The sequence below is a fragment of the Hoyosella sp. YIM 151337 genome (assembly GCF_026041215.1).
Taxonomy (GTDB): Bacteria; Actinomycetota; Actinomycetes; order Mycobacteriales; family Mycobacteriaceae; genus Hoyosella.
The window spans coordinates 22,340-48,161 of record NZ_JAPEIQ010000022.1 but is presented as its reverse complement, the minus strand read 5'-3'; the positions used below and the strand labels follow the sequence as shown (position 1 = coordinate 48,161).

The window sequence follows — 25,822 nt, the reverse complement described above, 5'->3', positions numbered from 1 at the left end:
GAAGGTCGATTAGACCGCGAGCCGATCGCCCGCGTCAGTGGTGTCGAAGAGGTGTGCGTGAGTCTCATCGATCCGGACATGGATCATCTCGCCCTTCGCGGGGGGATTGCGCCAATCCACCCGCGCGACGAGTTGTTGCTGTGCTCCGTTGATGTATGCCCGGCCGAAAATAAAAGCCTCAGAACCGAGTTCTTCGACGACGTCGACCTCGAGCGGTAATCCCGAATCGCTGAGTTCGACATGTTCCGGACGGATGCCGAAGGTGACTTCCGAGCTGTCAACGGACGACAGTGTGGCGCGCGGCACGGGGACGATCTGCTCGCCCAGCACTACTCCCCGGTCGCTGAGCGGCAGGGTCATCAGGTTCATCGCGGGTGAGCCCATGAATCCCGCGACGAACACGTTCTTGGGTGAGCGGTACAGCTCACGCGGTGGCGCGCACTGCTGCAGCACACCTCCTTTGAGGACAGCGACGCGATCGCCCATGGTCATCGCCTCTACCTGGTCGTGCGTCACGTACACGGTGGTTGTTCCGAGCCGGCGCTGCAATTGGGCAATCTGGGTGCGAGTCTGCACGCGCAGTTTCGCGTCGAGGTTCGATAGTGGTTCGTCCATCAAGAAGACCTGTGGATCGCGGACGATCGCGCGTCCCATCGCGACGCGCTGACGCTGCCCGCCCGAGAGGGCTTTGGGTCTGCGGTCGAGGTAGGTAGTGAGATCGAGAAGCGCCGCCGCTTCCTTAACCCGCTTGGCGATCTCTGCTTTGGGTGTCTTCGCGAGCTTCAGCGCGAACCCCATGTTCTCGGCAACCGACATGTGTGGGTAGAGCGCGTAGTTCTGAAAAACCATCGCGATGTCGCGGTCCTTCGGGTCGACGTGGGTGACGTCGCGCCCGCCGACCAGGATGCGGCCAGCGTTGACTTCCTCGAGTCCGGCGAGCATGCGCAGCGATGTTGATTTGCCGCATCCCGATGGGCCGACGAGCACGAGGAACTCGCCGTCCTCGATGTGCAAGTTGAGCCGGTCGACTGCGGGCTGTTCTGTCCCGGGATAGAGCCGAGTGGTGTTGTCGAAGGTGATGGGTGCCATGATGAGTGATCCTTTGTCGTGAATGAACGAGGTGAGCTAGCCCTTGACAGCGCCGCCGGTGAGACCGGACACGATGTAGCGCTGCAGGAACAGGAACAGCAGGACGACGGGGATGGCGGAAAGCACCGCACCGGCGGTGAATACACCCCACTTCTCACCGAATTCGACAGAAACGAACTGGTAGAGGCCGACGGCGACGGTCCACCGGTCAGGGTCCTGCAGGACGATCCGGGCGAGCAGGAAGTCGGAGAAGGACGCGATGAACGCAAGAAGTCCAACGACTACGAGGATCGGTGTGATCAGGCGCAGGATGATCGTCCAGTAGATCTGTGCGTGGGTCGCGCCGTCGATGCGTGCAGCCTCGTCGAGTTCCTTTGGCACCGTGTTGAAGACGCCGTACATGAGGAACGTGTTGGCGCCGAGCGCGCCACCGAGATACACCATGATCAAGCCGAGCTGGGTATTAAGGCCGAGGAACGGGTACACCTCAGAAAGGGAGGCAAGCAGCAGGAAGATCGCGACGAAAGCGAGTAGCTGGGGGAACATCTGAATGATGAGCAGGCTCATCAGCCCAGTTTTCCGGCCACGGAAACGGAAGCGCGAGAAAGCGTATGCCGCTGCCGCGCCCATCAGTACGGTACCGACGGCGGTCACCGAGGAGATGAACATTGAATTCAGGAACCAGGTGACAAACGGATTCTGCGGGTCGGAGAGCAGCTCGCGGAAGTTGTTCAGCGATAGCGTCGAGAACAGCCGGTTCGAGCCGAGCAGCGTGCCGCCTTCTCCGAAGGCCGCGGAGAATGCATAGAGCAGCGGGAACACCGCGTAGATTACGATGAGTGCGGCTACCGCGTGACGCCAGCCGCTCTGCCGGAACATCTGCAGCGCTGAACGTTTGCGTGGTGCCACCGGAAGCTCGGAGCGAGTGAGTGTGGACATGTCAGCTGATCTCCTCGAGTGCTTTGCTCCGCCGGAAGGCGATCGCGGACACCACCGCGACCATGATGAAAATGAGGATCGACATGGCGCTCGCGAGTCCGTATTGGTTTGCGCCGCTTTCGAACGCAATCTTGTACACGAATGTGATGAGAATGTCGGTGGCGCCGACGCCCGTTGCGGAATCCAGATTCCGCGGTCCGCCCTGAGTGAGCAGATAGATGATGTTGAAGTTGTTGAAGTTCATCGCGAAGCTCGCGATCAGCAGCGGTCCCACCGCAACGAGGAGCAGCGGTAATGTGACGAACTTGAACGCGCGCCAGCGGCCGGCTCCGTCCATGCGGGCTGACTCATACAGTTCACCCGGAATTGACTGCAGCGCACCGGTTGCGATGAGGAACATGTAGGGGAACCCAAGCCAGAGATTCACCAGGATGATGCTGAGTTTCGCGAGCCACGGATCGCTGAGCCATGGAACCACCGCCCCCCGCAAAAGCACCTCGTTGATGAAGCCGAAATCGCGGTTCAGCAAGCCAGCCCAGATAAGAATTGCGAGGAAGCCCGGAAATGCGTAGGGCAGGATGATGATTGCGCGGTAAATACTCCGTCCGCGCATGGAGGCGTCATTGAACAGCATCGCGATGAACAGGCCCAGAAAGAAGGTTGTCGCCACCGAGAGCGCTGCGAACGCGAAGGTCCACAGTGTCACTGAGAGGAACGGGCCGCCGAGCACGTCTTTGTCGAAGATTGCGGCAAAGTTGGCGAAACCGACACCCGCAGTCCAGCCGGGCGCAAGGGCAGTCCCGTCAGCGGCGACGAAGAGTCCGTCTTCCGTTGCGGTGTAGACGGTTCCGTCCGCGGCTGTCATCGTGTCACTGGCTTCGTCGTAGACAAGTCCCGGCTCATAGGTGAAGGCAACGCGGCCGTCATTGGTGCGCAGGAAGCCCCCGCCGTCGACCGGCACCCGAAGGTTCAGTACGGATTCTTGCCGGGCGATCACTGTGGAAAAGTCGAGGATCTCGTAACCAGGGAGCGATACAACGGTGTTATTGGCACCAACCTCGGCGTCACGCACCGGTGCGGAAGGTTCGTCGCCGGTGCCCGCGAATACTGTGCCCGTCGCGTCGACCGTCGCGAAACCGAGAGCGCCATCGGGTGATTGCACCACCGTCAGCGGTAACGCCGGAGTGCCCGGCACCCGCTGCTCATGCTGCTGCGTGAGCGCACGGATCGCGTCTTCTTTCGACGAATTGTGGCCGTCACCGTAATTGGTGAACGCGACGCTCGCTGTGTAGAGCACCACGAAGATCTGGAAGATAAGAAGGAAGACCAGCCCCGGTGCGAAGTATTTCGCGGGCAGTAAACGCCGGGTTGGTGTGAAGTATACGGCGTTGACGGCGACAAGCGTGACGAGCAGGAAGACGAGTATTCCGGTATTGCCGACAGCCCAGGACGCGAGAACCCCATAAAGCCCGAAGGCATTGATGAGAGCCATCAGCACAAGCTTCACGACGAAGCCGCCGCTGAAGCCATGGCTGTGGGCGCGCCGGCGCCGTCGCACCCCTGAGTTCGCCTCCGACACTTGCGGTTCCGGTGGGGGCGCGGTGATCTGTGACGTCATGGTGAGTCCTTAGTTCTCAATGCTGGTGATCATGCGGCGCCAGAGCGTGACGGGGTCGGGGTGTCCGTCGACGATGCCGTTTTGTGTGGTGCCCCAGAACATCCACACTGTTCGCATCTCCGGGATGGCGGGCATGGGCGCGCCGTCGGCGGCGACATCGGCGTACGCGGCAAGGAGCGGTCTGTCGTTAATAGAATCGATGGCGGCTTCGATCGCGGGCGGTCTGCCCATGGCTTCGAACAGGGAGAGCTGCACATCCGGGCGAGTGACGTAATTGAGCAAGAAGTCGTTGGCGGGCAGCGAGTTCTGCGAGTTGGCGTTCACGAAGAATGCCTGAATTCCCACGAAAGGCTGGGCGGGGTGCTCCCCAGCCGGAGGCACAGGAAGCAGCGTGAGATCGAGTCCGGCTTCCTCGAAGTCGTTGACATTCCAGGGCCCCGACAAGATGTATGGCGAGCGGCCGTTGATGAACGCTTCTTTGCCGATATCGGGTGTCATCGAGGTGTTGAGGACACCCGATCGGCCCAGTTCGCTGAGGTATTGCGCGAACGCTTCACCCTCTGGTCCGGACATACCGAGGTCAGCGGTATACGCACCATCTTCATCGGTTTCGAAAACCGGTGCGCCGAAGGAGGTTTGAAGGGGGTATAGGTGATAGGGGTCGCCAGCATCTGGGGATTGAGGAATCGACACTGGGAAACTGGCTTCACCCGCGTCTACGAGCCGCTGGCCGTCAGCGATGAGTTCGCCGAAGGTACCGGGTTCGTGGGTGGTCAGCGCGTTGTTGCGGAGCACCGCGATGTTCTCGACCGCGAACGGCACCCCGTAGACAACGCCGTCATAGGTGAGTGCCTGGACTGCCACCTCAAGAAATTCATCCTCGTAATCGCCGAGTTCGATCGGTGCGAGCAAGCCATTCGCCACGAGCTGTCCGAGGTTGTCGTGTGGCGACACGATGATGTCGGGGCCCTGGCCCATGGGGGATTGCGTGATGAACTCGCTCATTGTGCGGGCGCTGGCGTCACGCTGGACGAAGCGGATGGGAATCCCTGTGTCGGACTCGTACTCCTCGACAATGTCACTCAAGCCGCGGATAGTGTCCTCGCCCGCCCAGATCGTGATAGCACCTCCGGTCTGGCCGAGTAGCTGCTGGACCGCCTCGCCCTGCCCGTCGCTGGATGCGCACGATGCGAGCAGTGCCGTCGATACCGTCAGTGCCGCAGCCGCTGACGCGGCGTGGCGGGTACGTCTTTTCATCAAAAACTCCGTGTGATCGGATACGCGCGAACTCGAAGAGGTGAAGTGAATCACAAGAGTAAGCGATTCCAGAAGCATTGTCTAGAACATCATGGAAAAGCACATAACGCCTTGTAAACATCTATGCAAGCGATTCCACACGGCGTATCATCGATCTCATGTCAGCGCTTCCTTCCGATATTCAGTCAGATCCGGTCGCACCCGCCGAGCTGACCGCAATCCACCCCGCGGACACCGCGGAGGGCGTCGCGCAATGGTGGCGTTCCTCGGTGATTTACCAGGTGTATCCGCGCTCGTTTCGTGACTTCGACGGCGACGGAAACGGCGACCTCGCGGGTGTTGCCGCGGAACTGGATCAGCTCGCCGAGCTAGGTGTGGACGCCGTGTGGCTGTCGCCGTTCTATCCCTCACCTCAGCGTGACGGTGGCTATGACGTCAGTGACTATTGCGATGTCGACCCGATATTCGGAACCCTGAACACCTTCGACCACGTGGTGGAACGTGCTCGTGAGCTGGGCATCCGGGTGATTGTCGATCTCGTGCCCAACCACTGTTCGGAGGAGCACTCGCTGTTCCGGGCGGCGCTGGCGGCGGGCCCGGGCAGCCCTGAACGCGCGCTGTTTGTCTTTCGGGATGGGAAAGGCGCGGACGGCGCCGAGCCCCCGAATAACTGGCAATCACATTTCGGCGGACCCGCTTGGACCAGGGTGGTGGAGCCGGATGGTACGCCGGGGCAGTGGTACCTGCACCTATTCGATTCGTCGCAGCCCGACTTCAACTGGGATAATCCGGCGGTCCACGAGGAGTTTGAGCGAATCCTCCGGTTCTGGCTGGACCGCGGTGTCGCTGGCTTCCGCGTCGATGTCGCGCACTCGCTGGTGAAGAAGGATGGGCTTCCAGACTGGCATGGCCGCCCGGACGGCGTTGGCACCGAGGACTATCCAGGTCATCTCGCCCCCATGTTCGGGCAGCCCGCCCTTCACGACATCTATCGCAGATGGCGTGAAGTGCTCGCTGAGTACGGTGAGGACCGCGTCCTGTGCGCGGAGGCCAGTATCGATCCGCTGGACCGGCTCGTGAACTGGGTGCGTCCGGACCAGATGCATCAGACCTTCAACTTCGCGTTTCTTTCCTGCCCGTGGGACGCGGCGAAATACCGCACCGTGATTGAGGAGTCGCTGCGCGCATTCGATTCGGTGGGGGCACCAACCACGTGGGTGCTCTCCAACCATGACGTTCCGCGCCATGCAACACGACTCGGCGTAGAAGGCGTGCCAGCGCGGCCCGGTGACGGCCTCGGGCCGGAAGACCAGCAGCCAAATCTGCAACTCGGCCAGGTGCGAGCACGCGCGGCCTCGCTGATGATGCTCGGGCTGCCGGGCGTCGTGTACCTGTACCAGGGTGAGGAACTCGGCCTCCCGGACCACACGATGATGCCGCATTCGTTCCGCCAGGACCCGACGTACCGGCGCACGGCCGGCGCCCGGCTCGGGCGTGACGGCAGCAGAGTGCCGCTGCCGTGGAATAGCGCCGCTGCCGCGGCAGGATTCAGCCGGAGCGGAACCACATGGCTGCCCCAGCCTGCTGGCTGGGACGAGTTCGCGCGGGACCGTCAGCGCCACGACGCATCCTCAACCCTGTCGTTGTATACCGCTGCGCTGGAACTGCGGCGAAAGAAGGACCTCGGACATGGGTCGCTAAGCTGGCTTTCCGATTACGATGACACGGCGTGCCTCGCGTTTGTGAACCGCGATGTCCTGGTAATGGTGAACATGGGTGACACGGACGTGCGCTTGCCGCGCTCGGAGGTGTTGCTCACCAGCGCGGCGGGTGCGGTGGCGGATGGCTGCCTGCGGCCAGGACACGGTGTCTGGGTAAGACTCATGTGACAGCGAACCGAAGAGGGGCAGTGGCCGGGATCAAGGACGTCGCGGAACGAGCCGGGGTTTCCACGGCCACCGCCTCACGCGCGCTCAGCGGCCGCGGGCATGTGTCGCCCGCAGCGCGCGACCGCGTCCTTGCTGCCGCAAAGGAGCTTGGCTACGTGATGTCCTATGCGGCATCGAGTCTCGCGTCCGGGCGCAGCCGGACAATCGGCGTCATCATGCCCTACATCAACAGGTGGTTCTTTGCTGAACTGCTCGATGGCGCAACCGCCCAGCTAATGAGTGCGGGATATGATCTCTCGCTCTACAGTTTTGAGCAGGAGGGGCAGCGGGAGCGGGTACTTGCCGACTTCTTGCTCAGAAAACGTCTCGATGCCGTGGTGGCGGTCGCGCTGCGGCTCGACGAGTCAGAGCTCCAGCAACTTCTGGATGTAGACAAACCGATCGTCGAAATCGGCGGCTTGGTGCCGGGCGTGCCGAGTCTGCATCTCGACGAGCACAAGATTGCCCGGTTTGCCACTGAGCACCTCATCGGGCTGGGACACCGCGAGATCGCGCACCTCGGTGGTTTGGACGAAACGAGCCGGGATTACTTTCCCATGTCATCGGATCGTCGCGAGGGTTACCGATTGGCGCTGCGTGAGGCGGGTGTTGAACCGGTCCCGCAATGGGACATCGCGGCCGACTACACGGTTGGCGATGGTTACAAGAAAGCGAAGCAGTTGCTGGCCAGCCCAGGCAGGCGGCCGACGGCGCTGTTCTGTTCATCCGACGAGATGGCGGTCGGTGCGATCCTCGCGGCGCGTGACTTGGGCTTCAGGGTGCCCGCGGATCTCTCTGTTATCGGCGTCGACGGGAACCCACTGGGCGAGACGGTGGGTCTCACTACAGTCGCGCAATTCCCTGCGCGACAGGGCATGCAGGCCGTGCGGATGCTGCTGGATCACCTTGCGTCCGGCGCGGGATCGATGCCCGCGGACAGCATCACAGTCGAAACGCAGTTCGTCGTGCGGTCGAGCACCTCGGTGCCCGGCGCGTGACCAGCGCCATACGTGTGCAGATACGCGCCGCCTCCCGCGCCTGAGGGTGCGCTTTTGTGCACACGTATCGCGGGTGCCCTCGCGGTGCAACCCTCCGCAACCCTTGCCGCACACCTCCCGTTGGAGGTGTGCTCTAGGTCACAGGCCCGTTTATGAAGGAGTCCCGATGACCGACATGCTTGTCCCCCACGAAGAGTTAGCGCAGTTGCCCGAGCTGGAACTCACGCCGCAGCAGCGCGTCGATGCGTGGCTAGCGGAGTTTGAGTACGCACTTGCCGAGCGCGATATCGAGAGGGCTGCAGGATTCTTCGCCACCGACAGCTTCTGGCGTGATCTTGTCGCGTTTACCTGGAATCTGAAGACTGTCGAGGGACGCGCCGGCATCGCGGAACTCCTCACCGCGCAACTGGAGATGACCGATCCTTCGGGCTTCCGCACCACCGAACCGCCAACTGAAGCCGACGGGGTGATCAGCGCGTGGATCAGCTTCGACACCGCTACCGGGCGCGGATCCGGCCACCTCCGCCTGAAGGAGGAGGGCGCATGGACGTTGCTCACCGCCCTGCAGGAATTGAAGGGCCACGAGGAGAATCGGGGCGAGCGCCGCCCCAAGGGCGTAGTGCACGGCGCGAACAAGAAACGCGTCACCTGGGCTGATCATCGTGCTCGCGAAGCGCAGGAACTGGGCTACACGCGCCAGCCCTACGTACTGATCATCGGCGGGGGACAGGGCGGTATCGCACTCGGCGCGCGTATGCGGCAACTCGGCGTGCCTGCAATCGTCATCGACAAGCACGAACGACCCGGGGATCAGTGGCGAAAGCGATACAAGTCGCTCTGCCTGCACGACCCGGTGTGGTACGACCACCTCCCGTACCTGCCTTTCCCGGACAACTGGCCGGTGTTCACGCCGAAGGACAAGATCGGTGATTGGCTCGAGATGTACACGAAGGTCATGGAGGTGCCTTACTGGAGTTCGACGACGTGCACGTCCGCGTCGTTCGACGAAGCGTCGGGGGAGTGGAAGGTCCGAGTCAACCGTGACGGTGAGGATCTCATCCTTCGGCCGAAGCAGCTCGTGCTCGCGACCGGCATGTCAGGGAAACCGAACATCCCCGTCTTCCCCGGGCAAGACAAGTTTGCGGGAGATCAGCACCATTCCAGCCAGCATCCGGGGCCGGACCGGTACAGCGGGAAGAAGGCTGTGGTGATCGGCGCCAACAACTCGGCGCACGACATCTGCGCCGCTCTGTGGGAGGCGGATGCTGACGTCACAATGGTGCAGCGCTCCTCAACGCACATCGTCAAATCCGACTCGCTGATGGAACTCGGCCTCGGAGATCTTTACTCCGAGCGCGCGCTCAAAGCGGGGATGACGACACAAAAGGCGGACCTCACGTTTGCGTCCATCCCGTACCGCATCATGCACGAGTTCCAGATTCCCATCTACGAAAAGATCCGGGAGCGGGACGCTGACTTCTACGATCGGCTCGAGAAGGCCGGGTTCCGGCACGATTGGGGCGATGACGGGTCAGGTCTCTTTATGAAATACCTGCGGCGCGGTTCCGGCTATTACATCGACGTCGGTGCCGCAGAACTCGTTGCGGACGGTGAGATCAAGCTCGCACACGGCAACGTCCGGGAACTCACGAAGAACAGCGTGATCCTCGACGACGACACCGAGCTGGAGGCCGACGTGGTTGTGTACGCCACCGGATATGGGTCGATGAACGGCTGGGCAGCTGACCTCATCGGACAGGACGTCGCGGACAAAGTGGGGAAAGTGTGGGGCCTCGGTTCTGACACGACCAAAGATCCGGGTCCGTGGGAGGGCGAGCAGCGCAACATGTGGAAGCCGACTCAGCAAAAAGGGCTGTGGTTCCACGGCGGCAATCTGCATCAGTCACGTCACTATTCGCTGTATCTTGCCTTGCAGCTCAAGGCGCGTTACGAGGGCATCCCCACGCCGGTGTACGGACTTCAGGACGTGCACCACCTGAGTTGACGCCGTCAGCTACCGCCAGGAGGCCGTGGCTGCAGTCGTGCGACGGTTTGCACGGTGAAGACCACGAGAACACAGCCAAGCGGGAAGACGAGTTCGTTCACCATGAGGCCAGCCAGACCAGATGTGGTGACGGGTGTGCCAGCGCTGCGCGCAATCATAGCGGTGACAACGACGATGACACCGCCAAATGTCGCAGCGGTGGCGACCCCGAGGACCACGTAAGGTCGCAGCCGCTCGGTCCCATGCTGAACGAGGCGGGCAAGCATGAAGCCCAGGAACCCGTACTGAAGTGCTTTGAGAGCTGCTACTGCGACAAGCGTTGTGGTAATGCCCTCGGCCGGCAGGCCAAGGAGTTCGCTCACGCCCCGCTGCGTCCCGCGAGCCACGCCAAGTGCGACGGGGGCGCACACGAAGCCGATGACACCGGCGAACGTGACGGATGCACGCATGAGGATGGTTCCCGCTGCAATCCCGATGCAGACAATCACGGACCAGGAAACGCCCTGGGTGACCGCCGCGAGAAATCTTGGGCCCGAGAACGTGGCACCGCCCGCAAGCTGGGCCGCGAGCACGAGTATTTGGACTGTCAGTCCCAGGGCGATCGCCAGCCACGCGACAGTCGCAATGCGGTGCGCCACGTGGTGAACCTCAGCGGGACCTGCCGAGTGCCCGCTGTTGTGGGCCTCACCGTCACGGCGAATCATCATCTTCCCCCGACGTGCCGAGCTGATACCGAATCGATGTCTGATTAAACCACCAGAAATGTGATGCTTGACACATAGTGGGGGTGAGGGCAGATTCGAACGTACGCCCGTCGGGCAGCCGGTTTGGCGGGCACTTAGGTAGCGCTCAGCGCTGAGCGGGCATGGAGGTGCCGACATGGTGACAGAGACATCTGAACTGCGCAGGGGCATTGGGCAGCTACGTCAGTCCGTGCGGACGCTGATGATGAAGTACGGAGATGCACCCAGCGTGCGCCGCCTCGTCAACGATCTTGAGCGTATGAGTATCGATATCGACGATTTCGAACAATCACGGCCTGCCCCGGTCACCCAGCCTGCTCCCCAAGCGGAGCGGATCGTGGTGCCTGACACTCCGTACGACGACTCACTCTGGGACGGGGTCGACGACGAGGGTGTTGGTGGCTACCACGGCGACCGGTCGTAGCGGTTGCGGAGTTTCCGCACAAAACGCCGGATGGGCGGTGATCCCCAACACAGCCAGGATTACGACTTGGTTGTGACGCCTGAGGTGGATGGTCAGGATGGTGTCATTGCGACTAACCTGACACACATGCCAGCCAGGACTCAGACACGCACCACGCGCTCGCAATCCGCGTCACGCGGATCGTCGGCGCGTGCGTCAGGAAGCCCTGCCCGTAGGTCTGCATCATCAGGGGGCCAGCGATCCACAGCGAAGAAAACGCAGCGCGCAAACCGTCAGTCCCCCCGCAAGCCAGCGGTGCGGGGTTCACAACGCCGCAATAGCCGGCCCCGCGGAGGTGGCGGTATGTCAGCGATACGCGTCGTGGGCCGCGGAATAGGATCCGGCTGGACGGTGCTCGCACGCGGAGTTGGAGCCACGGCCCGCACCGTGGGGCGGGCGGGCGATATTGAAGCCGGTCACCGCCGTGACGGAGCCGGTCTCGCGCTGATGGCGCTAGGACTCATTATTGCAACGAGCGTGTGGCTCTCAGCGGGCGGACCGGTGGGGGAGTGGGTCAACCTCGGCCTGAGATCCCTCTTCGGCTCACCGACATGGCTGCTTCCGATCGTGCTCCTGGGCATCGGTGTCACCGTGATGCGCACCGAACCGCACCCCGAGACGCGCCCGCGACTTGTGCTGGGAGCGGTAATGCTCGGCGCCGGGATGCTCGGCCTATGGCACGTCCTTTCCGGACTGCCTGAGGACGCTGACCTGCGGCGCGGTGCCGGAGGCTTCCTCGGCTTCATCGCCGGCGGTCCGCTGAGCGAGGGTCTCACCGTGTGGCTCTCGACGCCGATACTCATCCTGGCTGTCGTCTTCGGAACGCTGCTGCTAACCGGCACGACAATGCGTGAAATCCCCGCCTTACTCGGCCGCCTGAAAGAGCGAGTGTTCCCCGGGCACGAGGGACACGAACACGACGACTACGGGCCGGACGCTATCGGCGATGATGCCCCGGTTCAGCGGCTGCGCCGCCCATCGCGCCGCCGTCAGGGTGCCGGTGCTGACGATGACGGTGGAACCGTCCACCAGCCCACCCTCGACGATGCGATGGCCGATCCGCCCACCGGCAATTCGGGTGGTGCGGCGGGAGTTCTGCCGCCGCCGGTCCCGGAACCCAAGCGCCGCCCGCTGAAGCTGCCAATCCCGATGAAGGGCTCGGCCGAGGGCGAGGCAGAACCGGCACCAAAAGATTCGGCGAAGAATAAAGGCTTCGGGAAGATCGTCGACCGCAAGCCTGAGGGCGACTACAAGCTCCCTCCTGGGAAGCTGCTTATCAAGGGCGATCCGCCGAAGCTTCGCAGCACCGCAAACGATGCGATGATCGAAGCTATCACTGGGGTGCTCGAGCAGTTCAAGATCGATGCTGCCGTTACCGGATACACCCGCGGCCCGACAGTTACCCGGTACGAAGTCGAGCTCGGCCCGGGGGTCAAGGTCGAGAAGATCACGCAGCTCGCACGCAACATCGCCTACGCTGTCGCCACCGACAACGTCCGGCTGCTCGCGCCGATCCCGGGCAAATCCGCGGTGGGCATCGAGGTGCCGAATACTGATCGTGAGATGGTGCGCCTCGCAGACGTCCTTGCCGCGCCGTCCACGCGCAAGGACCACCATCCGCTCGTCATTGGCCTCGGCAAGGACATCGAGGGTGAATTCGTGTCTGCGAATCTCTCGAAGATGCCGCACTTGCTCGTAGCGGGCTCGACCGGGTCTGGTAAGTCGAGCTTCGTCAACTCCATGCTCGTCTCGCTGCTCGCCCGCGCGACGCCGGACGAGGTACGGATGATCCTGATCGACCCCAAGATGGTGGAGCTCACTCCGTACGAGGGTATTCCGCATCTCATCACGCCGATCATCACGCAGCCCAAGAAAGCCGCTGCGGCGCTGGCTTGGCTGGTCGAGGAGATGGAACAGCGGTATCAGGATATGCAGGCCAGCCGGGTGCGGCATATTGACGACTTCAACGCAAAGGTTCGCTCGGGCGAAATCACGACACCACTCGGCAGCGAACGCGAGTACCGTCCATACCCGTACATCCTCGCGATCGTCGACGAGCTTGCCGACCTCATGATGACCGCGCCGCGCGATGTCGAGGATGCGATTGTCCGGATCACACAGAAGGCACGTGCGGCGGGCATCCACCTCGTTCTTGCGACGCAGCGGCCGTCTGTCGACGTTGTTACGGGGCTGATCAAGACAAACGTGCCGTCGCGGCTGGCATTTGCGACGTCATCACTGACCGACTCCCGCGTCATCCTGGACCAGCCAGGGGCGGAGAAACTGATCGGTATGGGTGACGGCCTCTTCCTGCCAATGGGCGCAGGGAAGCCAGTTCGCCTGCAGGGCGCGTTTGTCACCGACGAAGAGATCCACGCGCTCGTTGACTTCTCGAAAACCCAGGCGGATCCGGATTACCAAGAGGGCGTCACGACCGCAAAGCCCGGCGACAAAAAAGACATCGATTCCGACATCGGGGATGACCTCGACCACCTGCTGCAGGCCGTTGAGCTCGTCGTCTCGAGCCAGTTCGGATCTACCTCGATGCTGCAGCGAAAACTTCGAGTTGGCTTCGCCAAAGCGGGCCGCTTGATGGACTTGATGGAAACCCGCGGCATCGTGGGGCCAAGCGAGGGGTCAAAAGCGCGAGAAGTGCTCGTGAAACCGGACGAGCTGGACTCTGTGCTAGCCGCGCTGAGCGGTGGCGGTGACGTAGGAGACGAGGCACAGGCGTGATTTGTTTCATCCCCGGCGGCAAAACTCCGCCGGGGATGGTTCAATAGAGCAACCGAAGGGGAGTATCCCTCACGCGATGGTGTCGTCATCACGATCGAAAGATCCGGCGCCATCGGTCAGCCCAACTGGCGGGAGAGACCTCCGGAGTTCAGTTGTGTGCACCGGAGGGCTCCGTAGATGAATGTGCCATTGTGGGCATGGGCTGTGACCATCGCCGCCATTGTTGGATTTTTTGTTTTCGACTTTTACGCGCACGTCAAGACCCCTCACGCGCCTTCGCTGCGGGAATCGGGCCTATGGTCGGCGTTCTACATCACTCTCGCCATACTCTTTGGGTTCGTCGTGATGGGGATCTGGGGCACTCGGTACGGCGGCGAGTACTTTGCGGGCTACATCACCGAAAAAGCCCTCTCCGTAGACAACCTTTTTGTCTTCGTCATCATCATGGCGACGTTCGCAATACCGCGTGAGTATCAGCAGAAGGTGCTCCTCATCGGTATCGGGATGGCGCTGGTGATGCGTGCCGGGTTCATCGCGGTAGGTGCCGCGGCGATCAACAGCTTCAGCTGGGTTTTCTACATCTTTGGTGCGTTCCTGCTCTACACGGCGTTCAAGCTGATGAAGGAAGCGGGCCACGAAGAAGAAGTTACCGAAGAGCGTGATTCGAAAGTCGTGCGGTTCGCCCGGCGTTTCCTGCCAACCACCGAAGAGTACGACGGCGACAAACTCGTCACGAAAGTAGACGGGAAGCGACTCTTCACGCCACTGGCGCTCGCCCTCGTGGTGATTGGCTTCACAGACTTGCTGTTTGCCCTTGACTCCATCCCGGCTATCTACGGGCTGACACGCGAGCCGTACATCGTCTTTACCGCCAATGCTTTCGCGCTGCTCGGCTTGCGCCAGTTGTACTTCCTGATCGGTGGCTTGCTCGAACGCCTTGTGTACCTCTCACACGGATTGTCGATCATTCTCGGCTTCATCGGAGTAAAGCTGGTGCTGCATGCGCTTCACGAAAACGACCTTCCCTTCATTAACAGCGGTCAGCCAGTCCACGTACCCGAAGTCACTACTGGTGTGTCGATGGTCTTCATCGTGGCGGTGCTCGCCACAGTCACGATTGCGAGTCTGGTGAAGACTCGTCACGAGAAGGTGCGCGAGCTCAGCTGATTTTCGACGAAAATTGGTGCGGAGGTTGTCGAAATCCTGTCTTCTCGTCCGTCGCATAGGTGACCGAGAAAGATCGATGAAGGAGATCTCATGCGCTACCTTGCTGTACTTATCGGTGCTGAGAACGAATACGAGGTTCCGGGCACACCGGAATTTGACGCGGCGATCGCAGGTTACGACGAGTTCGATCGCTTTGCTGGTGATGCGGTGGCATGGGGCGCCGCACTGCATCCCGTCAAGCAAGGATTCGCCGTACGGGGCGGTGTCATCACGGACGGCCCTTTCACGGAAGCTGCCGAAGTCACTGGCGGACTGTATGTCCTCACCGCGGAGGATCTCGACGCTGCCACCGAGCTTGCCCGGCGGATACCCGCGGCCAGCGATGGCGCGATCGAGCTGTGGCCACTGGCTGAATGGCAACTTCAGGACCCCAGTTACACGGAGAACTGGGTCGCGCTTCTCCGAGAGCCTGCGCGAGACACGCCGACTCCCGGCACGCCGGACTGGGCGGACGGTGCGAAGGCACATTCAGAGTTTGGGGCCGCATATGGCTCCGTTATCCGTGGCGGTGGTGCACTGCACCCGGCATCGGCTGCCACGACGGTACGAGTCCGCGGCGGTCAGTTGCTGCTGACTGATGGGCCATACGCGGAGGCAGCCGAAGTGGTGAATGGACTGTACCTGTTCGAGTGCGACGAGGATACGGCGCGTGAGGTAGCTCTCCACCTGCCCGTTGGCGCGGAAGGCGGCGTCGAAATGCGCCCAATTGTGTCAATGTGATCTTGTGACTACACCGGCTGACACCGCGCGCATCCCGGATCCTGCCCTGATCGAATCGCTTTTCCGGATCGAGGGGGGCCGGGCGCGCGCGGCGGTTGCAGCAATGACACAAAGCCTGGACCTCGCTGAGGAGGCCGTTCAGGAGGCGTTCGCGGATGCGCTGCGCGCATGGCCGCGCAGCGGCGTTCCCGACCGCCCGGGCGCCTGGATCACGACGGCGGCGAAGAACCGGGCGATCGACAAACTGCGGCGAGAGGCGCAACGGCCCGAACGCGAAAGACAGTCGGAGGTAGTCGCCGTCTCACAAGTGGCTTCGCACGGGCCGTCTGGCGGCGTTGATGAAGAACTGCAGCTTCTCTTCACCTGCTGCCATCCGGCACTCTCTGAGACCGCTCGCATCGCCCTGAGCCTGCGTTTCGTTTTCGGCCTGAGCGCGCGCGAAATCGCACGGCTCTTCCTTGAACCCGAGCCAACCGTTGCGCAGCGGCTCACGCGGGCGAAGGCGAAGATCCGTACCGCCCGGATTCCGCTGCGCGTCCCGCCGCCCGAACTGTTCGGAGAACGCGTGCCGACGGTGCTGTCGTGTCTCTATCTCACGTTCACCGAAGGGTACGCGCCGGTGGCTGGGGACGACGCCATACGCGGCGATCTGTGCACCGAAGCAATTCGCCTCACGCAGCTGGTGCACGGACTAGTTCCTGAGGCAGGTGAGGTGCAGTCGCTGTTGGCGCTGTTTCTCTTCCAGCACAGCAGGCGTGACGCGCGGCTAGCCTTCGCCCGCGACGGTGCCGACGGCATTGAGACCAGAGGTGGTGCGGTACCGCTGGAAGAGCAAGACCGATGCCTGTGGGATCGGCAGATGATTGATGCTGGCCTCACTCATCTATCCGCAGCCGCAGCGCACGACCGCGATACGCGCGGCCCCTACTTCTATCAAGCCGTCATCGCTGGTGCACACGCAGTCGCCCCCACATTCGCAGCGACGGCATGGACGACAATTGTCGCCGCGTACGACCGGCTGGCCGGGCTGCACGACTCACCGGTAGTACACCTGAACCGCGCGATTGCGCTGGGTTTCCGGGATGGGCCAGACGCGGGACTGCGCGAGCTCGCGACCTTGCGCGATGACAAGCGTCTCGCGAGGCTGCCAAGCTTCGCCGTCGCCCAAGCGGACCTGCTTCGGCGTGCGGCCCGCTATCCGGAAGCGGTGCGGGCATATGAAGAGGCGCTCAGCAGCGTGTCGAATGAGGCTGTGTGTGTGCTTCTCCGGCGTCGCCTGCGCGAGGTGCAATCCGCAGCGCAACTACTCAGCTAGTGTGCCGAGTACGGGCGACCACTCCCTGATTCGCATCTTCTGGATGAAGCCACCAGTCTCATAAGGATCATCAGCGAGCAGTTTGCGCACGGATTCTTTGTCGCCGACCTTGTCGGCAGCTACGAGTATCAGTGCTCCGGTGCCGTCCGCGAACGCTCCAGCCGATACAACAACGCCCGCCGAAACGAGTCCGGAGAGCCACGATCGGTGCGCTGGCCGGGCTCGCAAGCGGGCCTCGGCATCTTCGCTTGAATAGGTGTACTCCACCGCGAACATCCGCATGGGTGCCTCCGATCAGAGTTTGAGCAACATTCGGGTGTTTCCGAGAGTATTCGGCTTCACGTAACTCAAATCCAGGAACTCGGCGACGCCCGTGTCATACGAGCGCCGCATCTCGGCGAAGACGTCCGCGGTTACAGGCGTGCCATCGATCTCTGCGAAGCCGAGTTGTGAGAAGAACGTGACTTCGAAAGTCAGCACGAAGACCCGACTGAGTCCGAGTTCGCGTGCGGTATCAATCAGCTGGGACACGACTGCCCGTCCTGCGCCACAGCCTTTGTACGCGGGATCAACAGCGACGGTGCGAACCTCTCCCAGGTCAGCCCACAAGACGTGCAGCGCGCCACACGAGATGATGGACTCGCCGGCCTCTGCAACCCAGAATTCCTGTACCGATTCATACAGCGTGACGAGGTTCTTCTCGAGCAGGATTTTAGGGGCGTAGATGTCAATAAGCTGCTTTATTTTCGGCACATCAGCGGTGCGGGCGCGGCGGACTGCGTATCTCGCCGGCCGAGGCGACTCGGGCCTCCCGCCGCCGTAATTTTCCATGTCGGCAAGACTAGCCGCAAACGTGCCAGATACGCTGAGCAGGTGGCCATCAGTGACGATTCGGGACCTTCTGTGCAGCCCGGCATGAGGCATGCAAGCGGCGGCGGAACCCACAGCCTGCCGCATCCGCCCGCCGAACATGACGTCGTGCCCGTGCTGAATGCTGCGAACGTCCTGACAGTCATCAGGATTCTCATCGTCCCGCTGTTTCTCGTCGCCCTACTCGCCGCTGACGGAGAATCAACCATCTGGCGGGTCACTGCTGGGATGCTCTTCGTCATCGCTGCAGTGACGGACCGCATCGATGGGCAGGTGGCGCGCAAGTACGGCCTCGTGACCGACTTCGGCAAGCTTGCCGACCCAATTGCAGACAAAGCCCTGATCGGTGGTGCGCTCATCGGCCTGTCCCTGCTCGGTGAACTGAGCTGGTGGATTACGGGCATCATTTTGTTCCGTGAACTCGGGATCACGCTGCTCAGGTTCTGGGTCATTCGTCATGGCGTGATTCCGGCCAGTCGCGGCGGCAAGCTCAAAACTTTGGTGCAGACAGTCGCGATAGGTTTCTACCTGTTCCCGCTGCCAGACTGGGTCTCACCGGTCAGTTTGACGCTGATGGGGCTGGCAGTCATCATCACCGTTGTGACCGGACTCGACTACGTGGTTCAGGCCATTCGATTGCGCCGTCACGGGCGGAGGCATGCACTCCGATGATTGCTTACGACGTGCTCGTCGAGGCGACCGGGGCGGACAAAGTGGTTGCTGCGCTACTTCGCCGCGAGGAGACCATTGCGTGCGCTGAGTCGCTCACGGCGGGGCTTGCTAGCGCGGCTCTCGGCGGGGTGCCTGGCGTCAGCGCGGCACTGCGCGGCGGGATTGTCGTCTATGCAACGGACGTCAAGCGACTGCTTGGCGATGTCCCAGGCGATGTATTAGAGAATGACGGCGCAGTCTCGGGCCCCACTGCGGAGTTGCTCGCATCCGGCGTTCGGGAGAAGCTCGGGACCACGTGGGGGCTGTCGTTGACTGGCGTTGCCGGGCCTGATCCGCAGGAAGGCGTGCTTCCCGGCACGGTGTATGTCGGAATCTGCGGGCCGGACGGACCGCGCTGCGCGAAGATCGCACTGTCCGGCAGCCGTTGGGACATACGGATCCGGGCTGTCGCCCGCGCGTTCGGAGAGGTGCTCGTCGATCTCAATCGCGGTGCCGACTAGAGTCAGTACCAAGCGCGCCGGACGTGCTTCGGGCCCACAGCGTGGTTGACACTTTGGCCTGAAATGATCGTGGCTGGGAACCAAAGGTGATTCTGGGACGTTGTATGGCAAGAAGCGCGCAGTCTGGTGACGGATGTCTGGGCTGGGTGTGCAGGGACTGGATGGAGGAGCGACATGGCGCTGCTGCTGCGTGAGGCACTAGGTGACAGCTTGCGGCGCGTCCGTGTGTCTCAAAGCCGGACGCTACGTGAGGTGTCGAGCCTGGCACGGGTGAGCCTTGGTTATTTATCAGAGGTCGAGCGCGGGCGGAAGGAAGCGTCTAGCGAACTGCTCGCCTCTATCTGCGGTGCACTCGACGTCGAACTCGCCGATGTGCTGTTCGACGTAAGTTCGCTGCTGGCCGACGAAGTTGCGGGGCGAAGCAACGGGCCGCGCCACTCCGGTGATGCGGCGGAAGCAGGCGTGCGAAATGACACGCGCTCCCGAGTTGTCATCCCGCAGGATTCCAGCACTTCTGACCGTGCTGGCTCGGGCTCGGAAGAAACGGCACCGGCGGGCGCTCTCGTTGCGGCGTGAGGAAACAGAACTTCACGCGGTCTTACGGGCGATCCCTGATGCGCCGGGCCGAATAAGCGGATAGATTCACAGACATGGCCTTCGGGTCTGCATTGACATGCCCGCAGGGGTCTGGGCCGACATGACGTCGCGATGGCCGCGACGAAAAGCGACACGGAGGTAGGGGAGATGGCGAATCCTTTTGTCAAATGGTGGAACTACATGAAAGCCAAGATGAATGCTTCCATCGACGAAAACGCCGATCCCAAAATCCAGATTCAGCAGGCTATCGAAGAGGCACAGCGTCAGCACCAGGCCCTTTCACAGCAGGCCGCAGCCGTGATTGGCAACCAGCGTCAGTTGGAGATGCGGCTCAACCGTCAGATCGCTGAAGTCGAGAAGCTCCAGGCCAGTACCCGGCAGGCTCTGCAGATGTCGGAGCAGGCAGCTGCTAATGGTGACGCGGCGAAGGCGCAGGAGTACGAGAACGCTGCCGAAGCATTTGCGGCGCAACTTGTTACTGCGGAAGCCAATATCGAAGATCTGAAAGCTCTGCACGACCAGTCCGTCGAGGCCGCGAAACAGGCGAAGCGCGCCGTTGAGCAAAACGCGATGATGCTGCAACAGAAGATCGCGGAGCGCACCAAGCTGCTCAGCCAACTTGAACAAGCGAAGATGCAGGAACAGGTCAGTAACTCGCTGCGGTCGATGACGGAGCTGGCGGCACCGACGAACACACCGAGTCTCGACTCGGTTCGCGAGAAGATCGAGCGCCGTTACGCCAACGCGCTTGGCGCCTCAGAGCTGGCGAAGAACTCTGTGCAGGGCCGCATGATGGAGGTCCAGCAGGCCACCGTACAGATGGCTGGGCACAGCAGGCTCGAACAGATCCGCGCATCTATGAAGGGCAGTCAGCTCGGGGCTGGAGCACCAGCTGAGAAGCCACAAGTCGCCGAGAAACCAGCGTCGGCTCAGGGCGAAACCGAACAGAACCCGAACTGACGTTCGTAGTGGAAGCTAAGGATCCGTGGTCCTGTGATGTCTCCGATTCCGCTGCCGGGGGATGCTCGGCAATGGTGGTCTGACATCCAGGGCCGCGTCAGTGACGTCGCCCGGAAATGGACTGACCCGCGCGAAAAGCAGCTTCGCAAGGTGCGGCGGGCCCGGCGCCGGACAACGCGGTACGGCGGAATATCACTGGTATCGGGCGCAGGGACGGGCGCGCTCGCGCTGGCGTCTGCGCCCGAATGGACAGTCGTCGTGGGCGGCAGCATGACTGCATTGTTCGCGATGCCCGCTGTCGCAGCATGGGGCAAGTTCCGGAAGTATCGCTCAGAACCGCTCCCGCCGCCGCAGCCCGCACGCCGCTTTCAGCCGCACCATGCGTCGGCCGTGCACGCACCAATGACTCGGCTTGGTGCGGCGGAACACAGTCTCTACCGCCTGGTCCTTGTGCTCGACCGGTCGCAGGCGCTCCCGCCCGGCGAAGCTGAGGGGATTTTGCGTGCGGCGATGATTGCCGGGGACTCGCTTGAAGGTGCTGCGAAAGACGTTGTCGGCATGGAATTGGCGCGCGCAAAGATGCGCCAGGCACGTTCGCACACCGGCACCAGCACGGAGCTGATCGAGCCAATCCGGGTGCTGACGGACTATGTCACCGCCGGTGTCGAGGAAATCGAAGACCTCGCGTCAGTCGCCGCGCAAATGACCGATGCGGCACTCGGCGTGCCTCGCCCTACCGCGTACACCGTGATAGATCAGCAGCGCGAACAACTGCGCGACGTCACCGACCGGGTGGCGGGGCTTACCATCGCGCTGCACGAGCTTCGCCGCCTCCCACATGGCGGCACGGCCACAGATCACGGTTCAGCGCAGTCCGTGGCCTGGCCGAGAATCGCAGATGGGGGAGGTCCCCGAACTTCCCCTGATCTTCGCGCTTCAGGGCTGACATAGCCCGCGCCGCGGTGAAAGCTAGAGGTATGCCGCACAGCGCGCGCAACCAACGCTGAACATACCGGAGGTAGTAATGGTTCTGAAGATCATCGGTGCGATCGTCGTCATCTGGCTAGGGCTCGCCCTGCTCGGATGGCTTGTCGGAGCCTTCTTCTCGACGCTGTCGACGATCGCAACAGTCGCGGTGGTTGGCGCGATCGTGTATTTCTTGTACAAGGCGTTCTCAAAGGACGAGAAGAAGAACGACGTCGTCGGGCCGTACTGATCCGCCGGGGTATCGCTGACAGTACCGGTTCTGCTACATGTTCGACGAAAGCGGAAGTAGGCCGAGCATAGAATGCACGTCGCTGTCGTCGCGGGCCCTGATCCCGGTCATGCGTTCCCGGCGATGGCATTGTGCCGCCGCTTGCAGGCCGCTGGTGACAGCGCGGCGTTGATAACTGGGTCAAGGTGGCTGGAGCACGCGGCCGATCGCGGTATCGAAGCACATGAGCTGCCCGGCCTGCTGATGCAACCGGGCACCCGCGACGACGATGTGGGCCGCCGGATCCACGAACGGGCGGCCGTTATGTCCACCTTGATGCTGCAAGACCTCAACCAGATGATGCCGGATCTCGTTGTGTCCGATGTCATCACAGTTGCCGGGGCGTTCGCCGCGGAGCGGCTGGGAATTCCCTGGGCAGAACTCTCGCCGCACCCGCTTTATCTGCCGTCACGGGGGCTGCCGCCGATCGGCAGCGGCCTGGAGCCTGGCAAAGGTGTGCTGGGCCGTGCGAGAGACACGGTCTTGCGGGCCGCAGTCGCGCGCGACTTGCGCAAGGGGCAGCGCCAGCGCGCGCGGGTGCGGTCGACCATCGGCCTTCCGGTACGCGAACCGGGGCCGCGGGCACGGCTTATAGCCACGCTGCCCGGGCTTGAGGTGCCTCGTCCCGACTGGCCAGCGGAAGCCTTCATCATCGGGCCGCTCATATGGGAACCGGGCAGCGCGGAGCTTCCGCTTCCGGTGGGTGATGCCCCCGTTGTTGCGGTGTCACCGTCAACGGCGTCGCAAGGCGGCGCGGAGGGCGTGCTCGAAGCTGTGGTAGCCGGCCTCGGCCGCGGTGGCCCGCCGAGTTTCCGTGTTGCAGCAACGATGCTGAAGGAGCCGCCTGCGAATCTTCCCTCGTGGGCAGCCGCAGGACCCGGCCGCCAAGACATTCTGCTTCAGCAGGCCAGCGTACTTGTGTGCGGTGCTGGACACGGCATCATCGCGCGCGGACTGCTCGCCGGCCTGCCACTGGTGCTGGTGCCCGGCGGTGGGGACCAGCGAGAGCTCGCCGGCCGCGTGACCCGGCTAGGCGCTGGTGTCGCAGTGTGGCCACAGGCCGACGGTACTCCCGACCCCACACAGATTGCCGCAGCGATTGATCTCGTCACCAGTGATCCGGCATATGCGAGAGCCGCTAGCCGGGCAGCACAATCGGCTTCCCGTGCGGACGACGTCGTGCGCTTGTGTCGCGATGTGGTGTCGAAACTGCGGGGCTGAACAGCCTTTAGCGGATGGACCTGAAGAAGTCCTGGATGTCCGCTGTCAGGAGGTCTGGAGCTTCCATCGCCGCAAAGTGCCCGCCCCGGTCGTAGCGTGTCCACCACGTGAGGTTGTTTTCCTTCTCGAGCACGCTCCGGAGCGTGAAGTCTCCTGGAAAAACCGCCGCCCCCGTGGGCACACCAGAACTTTCCTTTGGAGCTCCCCAGTCCGCGGACTCCTTGTAAATGCGTGCTGATGACCCCGCCGTCCGGGTGAACCAATAGATCCCGATATTCGTGAGCATCTGATCGAGATCAACTGCGTCTTCCGGAAGTTCTTTCGCGGGATCTGTCAGGCCCTTGAAGTGTTCGACAATCCACGCGAGCTGAGCGACAGGTGAATCCGTCAAGCCGTAGGCGATGTTCTGCGGCCGATCGCCTTGGATAGCGGCGTAACCCGTACCTTCGCCCTCTGACCAATTCGCCAGCTGCTGGAGCACCTCCTGTTCGTCGTCCGGGAATGACGCCGGATCGGCGTCCCACGGCGGGATCGTAATCGGGCCGTTCATATGCACTCCGACTACATGGCGGGCGTCGGCGCGACCAAGTTCGGGGGCCACTAGCGAGCCCAGGTCTCCGCCGTGCACACCGTATGCGCGGTAGCCGAGTCTGCTCATGAGTTCTGCCAGTACAGCTGCGTAATTCTGTACGGATGCGGCGCCACGCTGCTGTGTAGGGCCGGAGAAGCCAAAGCCGGGCAGCGAGGGAATGACCAGATCGAAAGCGTCACTCGGGTCACCGCCGTATGATCCGGGATCATTAAGGGGACCGATCATCTCGATGAAGTCGACAACAGAACTGGGCCAGCCATGGATGAGCAGCAGCGGCTGAGCGCCCTTGCGCGGGGAACGGATATGGAGGAAGTGCAGTGTCTGGCCGTCGATAACGGTGACATAGTGCGGATATGCGTTGAGCTTCGCCTCCCAGCCGCGCCAGTCGTATGAGGTGCGCCAGTAATCGGCGAGCTTTTTTGCGTAGCTGACCGGTACCCCGTACTCCCAGCCAGCCTCGGGCAAGTCATCTGGCCAGCGCGTACGTGCAATGCGGTCGTGAAGCTCATCAATTTCATGCTGTGGGATGGCGATCTGATACGGCGCAATTGCGTTGCTGTCTGTCATAGCTGTGAGAGTAAAAAACCTTTAGGTCACTTTATGGCCGCTATAGCGGTGGTGCCGAGACTTGCTGAGGCGCTAGCTTGGTGGAGTGCGGTTGACGGAGTTTCACGAGCGTGTGCACGCAGAGTTTGGCCCAGTGTTTGGACAATCGGTGCTGCGCGATCACGTTCTCACTGCGATGGGGGGCGTGACTGCATCGGCGGCTGTGGCGCGGGGTTCGAACCTTCGCGACATTTGGCGAGCGATTTGCGAGGACTTTGACGTCCCGTGTGAACGGTGGTAGCCCACGTCGGCGTGTTTTGCGTGTTGCGTTCCCTCATCGAACAAACGTTCGGTATAGTGGCTGTGTGAGTTGCGCACGTTGTCCACAGGACGGGCCGCGGAAGCGACTTATCCACAACGCGGGCGCGGGAGACAAAAATTGTCAGTGCCCGGTCGTACTGTAGCGGTAACTCCGGCAAGACCACGTGGCGCTGAGGCAGCGGAATCGGCGCGAGAAAGGGAGAGCAGCAACTATGGCACCTGCATATGACCGGGATAAGGCACTTGAACTCGCGCTCGCGCAGGTGGAGAAGTCCTTCGGCAAAGGGTCGGTTATGCGTTTGGGGGATGAGGTCCGGCCCCCGATTTCAGTGATACCGACGGGGTCAGTGGCTCTTGATGTTGCGCTAGGAATCGGTGGTTTGCCCAAGGGCAGGGTCATTGAGATCTACGGCCCCGAATCATCGGGCAAGACGACTGTCGCTCTTCATGCGGTTGCGAATGCGCAGCGCGCCGGTGGTATCGCCGCCTTCATTGATGCCGAGCATGCGCTCGATCCTGAGTACGCAAAGGCACTCGGAGTGGATACCGATGCACTGCTTGTTTCACAGCCAGACACGGGCGAGCAGGCACTCGAGATTGCCGACATGCTGATTCGATCGGGGGCGCTCGACATCATCGTCATCGACTCTGTTGCCGCGCTCGTGCCGCGAGCCGAGATCGAAGGTGAAATGGGCGATAGCCACGTCGGCCTGCAGGCACGTTTGATGAGCCAAGCATTGCGGAAAATGACATCAGCACTGAACAGTGCGGGGACAACCGCGATCTTCATCAACCAGCTGCGAGAGAAGATCGGTGTCATGTTCGGCTCGCCGGAAACCACCACCGGTGGCAAGGCGCTGAAGTTTTATGCATCAGTGCGCCTCGACGTTCGCCGGATCGAAACGCTCAAAGATGGTGGTGACGCGGTCGGTAACCGCACCCGCGTGAAGGTTGTCAAGAACAAGGTGTCACCGCCCTTCAAACAGGCCGAGTTCGACATTCTTTACGGCAAAGGCATCAGTCGTGAAGGTTCGCTCATCGATATGGGAGTGGAGCATGGCTTCATCCGGAAGTCGGGCTCCTGGTTCACCTATGACGGTGACCAGCTCGGCCAGGGCAAGGAGAATGCTCGCCGGTACCTGCTGGAAAATCCAGACATCGCAAACGAGGTCGAAAAGAAAATCCTCGAAAAGCTCGGCATCGGTGCATCCGTTGCAGCCGAGGCGGAAGCCACTCCGGTGGAGTTCTAA

Annotated in this window: 25 protein-coding genes; 17 read left to right on the top strand and 8 right to left on the bottom strand. The window is 62.2% G+C overall.

What is annotated here, in order from left to right:
• Positions 1-9: 9 nt before the first annotated feature.
• The 4 genes from ONR57_RS11135 to ONR57_RS11120 are packed head-to-tail and all read right to left on the bottom strand — an operon-like array spanning position 10 to position 4,903.
• Positions 10-1,089 (bottom strand): ABC transporter ATP-binding protein, encoded by a 1,080-nt coding sequence (locus tag ONR57_RS11135; RefSeq protein ID WP_265123439.1) that lies wholly within the window; start codon positions 1,087-1,089, stop codon positions 10-12.
• Between the two features lie 36 nt (positions 1,090-1,125).
• Positions 1,126-2,028 (bottom strand): sugar ABC transporter permease, encoded by a 903-nt coding sequence (locus ONR57_RS11130; protein WP_265123438.1) that lies wholly within the window; start codon positions 2,026-2,028, stop codon positions 1,126-1,128.
• Position 2,029: 1 nt separating this feature from the next.
• The gene (locus ONR57_RS11125) at positions 2,030-3,646 is read right to left on the bottom strand and encodes an ABC transporter permease subunit (RefSeq protein ID WP_265123436.1); all 1,617 of its coding nucleotides are present in this window, start codon (positions 3,644-3,646) and stop codon (positions 2,030-2,032) included.
• Between the two features lie 9 nt (positions 3,647-3,655).
• Positions 3,656-4,903 (bottom strand): maltose ABC transporter substrate-binding protein, encoded by a 1,248-nt coding sequence (locus tag ONR57_RS11120; RefSeq protein ID WP_265123434.1) that lies wholly within the window; start codon positions 4,901-4,903, stop codon positions 3,656-3,658.
• Between the two features lie 158 nt (positions 4,904-5,061).
• Between ONR57_RS11120 and ONR57_RS11115 the strand changes: the two genes are divergently transcribed.
• From ONR57_RS11115 to ONR57_RS11105, 3 genes are all read left to right on the top strand, one after another.
• Positions 5,062-6,792, top strand: coding sequence for a glycoside hydrolase family 13 protein (locus ONR57_RS11115; protein ID WP_265123433.1), 1,731 nt, complete (start codon positions 5,062-5,064; stop codon positions 6,790-6,792).
• Between the two features lie 20 nt (positions 6,793-6,812).
• Positions 6,813-7,829: a LacI family DNA-binding transcriptional regulator gene (locus ONR57_RS11110; RefSeq protein WP_265123432.1), complete on the top strand. Its 1,017-nt coding sequence runs from the start codon at positions 6,813-6,815 to the stop codon at positions 7,827-7,829.
• 166 nt (positions 7,830-7,995) lie between these two features.
• Positions 7,996-9,834, top strand: coding sequence for an NAD(P)/FAD-dependent oxidoreductase (locus ONR57_RS11105; RefSeq protein ID WP_265123431.1), 1,839 nt, complete (start codon positions 7,996-7,998; stop codon positions 9,832-9,834).
• A gap of 5 nt (positions 9,835-9,839) precedes the next feature.
• On the opposite strand, the gene ONR57_RS11100 is transcribed toward ONR57_RS11105, so the two are convergent.
• A complete protein-coding gene (locus tag ONR57_RS11100; RefSeq protein WP_265123430.1) occupies positions 9,840-10,541 on the bottom strand; it encodes a hypothetical protein in 702 nt (233 codons plus the stop codon).
• 172 nt (positions 10,542-10,713) lie between these two features.
• Between ONR57_RS11100 and ONR57_RS11095 the strand changes: the two genes are divergently transcribed.
• From ONR57_RS11095 to ONR57_RS11075, 5 genes are all read left to right on the top strand, one after another.
• Positions 10,714-11,001 carry a hypothetical protein gene (locus ONR57_RS11095; protein ID WP_265123429.1) on the top strand — a complete coding sequence of 96 codons (288 nt, stop codon included), beginning with the start codon at positions 10,714-10,716 and terminating at the stop codon, positions 10,999-11,001.
• A gap of 126 nt (positions 11,002-11,127) precedes the next feature.
• Positions 11,128-13,776: a DNA translocase FtsK 4TM domain-containing protein gene (locus tag ONR57_RS11090; protein ID WP_374116433.1), complete on the top strand. Its 2,649-nt coding sequence runs from the start codon at positions 11,128-11,130 to the stop codon at positions 13,774-13,776.
• Between the two features lie 177 nt (positions 13,777-13,953).
• Complete coding sequence (locus tag ONR57_RS11085) at positions 13,954-14,943, top strand: TerC family protein (RefSeq protein WP_265123426.1); 990 nt, start codon at positions 13,954-13,956, stop codon at positions 14,941-14,943.
• A 90-nt stretch (positions 14,944-15,033) separates the two neighbouring features.
• On the top strand, positions 15,034-15,723 hold the full coding sequence (locus ONR57_RS11080) for a YciI family protein (protein WP_265123425.1): 690 nt from the start codon (positions 15,034-15,036) through the stop codon (positions 15,721-15,723).
• A gap of 4 nt (positions 15,724-15,727) precedes the next feature.
• Positions 15,728-17,038, top strand: a complete 1,311-nt coding sequence (locus ONR57_RS11075) for an RNA polymerase sigma factor (protein ID WP_265123424.1) — start codon at positions 15,728-15,730, stop codon at positions 17,036-17,038.
• Here the strand turns inward: ONR57_RS11075 and ONR57_RS11070 are convergent.
• Together ONR57_RS11070 and ONR57_RS11065 are read right to left on the bottom strand one after the other, a co-directional pair.
• On the bottom strand, positions 17,027-17,320 hold the full coding sequence (locus ONR57_RS11070; protein ID WP_265123422.1) for a YciI family protein: 294 nt from the start codon (positions 17,318-17,320) through the stop codon (positions 17,027-17,029). The two genes, ONR57_RS11075 and ONR57_RS11070, sit on opposite strands and share 12 nt — an antisense overlap.
• A 12-nt stretch (positions 17,321-17,332) precedes the next feature.
• Positions 17,333-17,869 carry an amino-acid N-acetyltransferase gene (locus ONR57_RS11065; RefSeq protein WP_265123421.1) on the bottom strand — a complete coding sequence of 179 codons (537 nt, stop codon included), beginning with the start codon at positions 17,867-17,869 and terminating at the stop codon, positions 17,333-17,335.
• 84 nt (positions 17,870-17,953) lie between these two features.
• On the opposite strand from ONR57_RS11065, the gene pgsA reads away from it, so the two are divergent.
• From pgsA to ONR57_RS11030, 7 genes are all read left to right on the top strand, one after another.
• A complete protein-coding gene (gene pgsA / locus ONR57_RS11060) occupies positions 17,954-18,580 on the top strand; it encodes a CDP-diacylglycerol--glycerol-3-phosphate 3-phosphatidyltransferase (protein WP_265123618.1) in 627 nt (208 codons plus the stop codon).
• Positions 18,577-19,080, top strand: a complete 504-nt coding sequence (locus tag ONR57_RS11055) for a CinA family protein (RefSeq protein ID WP_265123419.1) — start codon at positions 18,577-18,579, stop codon at positions 19,078-19,080. Before pgsA ends, ONR57_RS11055 begins: the two co-directional genes overlap by 4 nt.
• Positions 19,081-19,254: 174 nt before the next feature.
• Positions 19,255-19,656, top strand: coding sequence for a helix-turn-helix domain-containing protein (locus tag ONR57_RS11050; RefSeq protein WP_265123417.1), 402 nt, complete (start codon positions 19,255-19,257; stop codon positions 19,654-19,656).
• Between the two features lie 168 nt (positions 19,657-19,824).
• A complete protein-coding gene (locus tag ONR57_RS11045) occupies positions 19,825-20,637 on the top strand; it encodes a PspA/IM30 family protein (RefSeq protein ID WP_265123415.1) in 813 nt (270 codons plus the stop codon).
• Positions 20,638-20,670: 33 nt separating this feature from the next.
• Complete coding sequence (locus ONR57_RS11040) at positions 20,671-21,588, top strand: hypothetical protein (protein WP_265123413.1); 918 nt, start codon at positions 20,671-20,673, stop codon at positions 21,586-21,588.
• A gap of 73 nt (positions 21,589-21,661) precedes the next feature.
• Positions 21,662-21,853, top strand: a complete 192-nt coding sequence (locus ONR57_RS11035) for a hypothetical protein (protein WP_265123412.1) — start codon at positions 21,662-21,664, stop codon at positions 21,851-21,853.
• Between the two features lie 72 nt (positions 21,854-21,925).
• Positions 21,926-23,113: a glycosyltransferase gene (locus ONR57_RS11030; protein WP_265123411.1), complete on the top strand. Its 1,188-nt coding sequence runs from the start codon at positions 21,926-21,928 to the stop codon at positions 23,111-23,113.
• 7 nt (positions 23,114-23,120) lie between these two features.
• On the opposite strand, the gene ONR57_RS11025 is transcribed toward ONR57_RS11030, so the two are convergent.
• Positions 23,121-24,272 (bottom strand): epoxide hydrolase family protein, encoded by a 1,152-nt coding sequence (locus ONR57_RS11025; protein ID WP_265123410.1) that lies wholly within the window; start codon positions 24,270-24,272, stop codon positions 23,121-23,123.
• Positions 24,273-24,357: 85 nt separating this feature from the next.
• Between ONR57_RS11025 and ONR57_RS11020 the strand changes: the two genes are divergently transcribed.
• Together ONR57_RS11020 and recA are read left to right on the top strand one after the other, a co-directional pair.
• Entirely contained in the window at positions 24,358-24,552 is a 195-nt protein-coding gene (locus ONR57_RS11020) for a DUF3046 domain-containing protein (RefSeq protein WP_265123409.1), read from the top strand.
• 232 nt (positions 24,553-24,784) lie between these two features.
• Positions 24,785-25,822: a recombinase RecA gene (gene recA / locus ONR57_RS11015; protein WP_265123408.1), complete on the top strand. Its 1,038-nt coding sequence runs from the start codon at positions 24,785-24,787 to the stop codon at positions 25,820-25,822.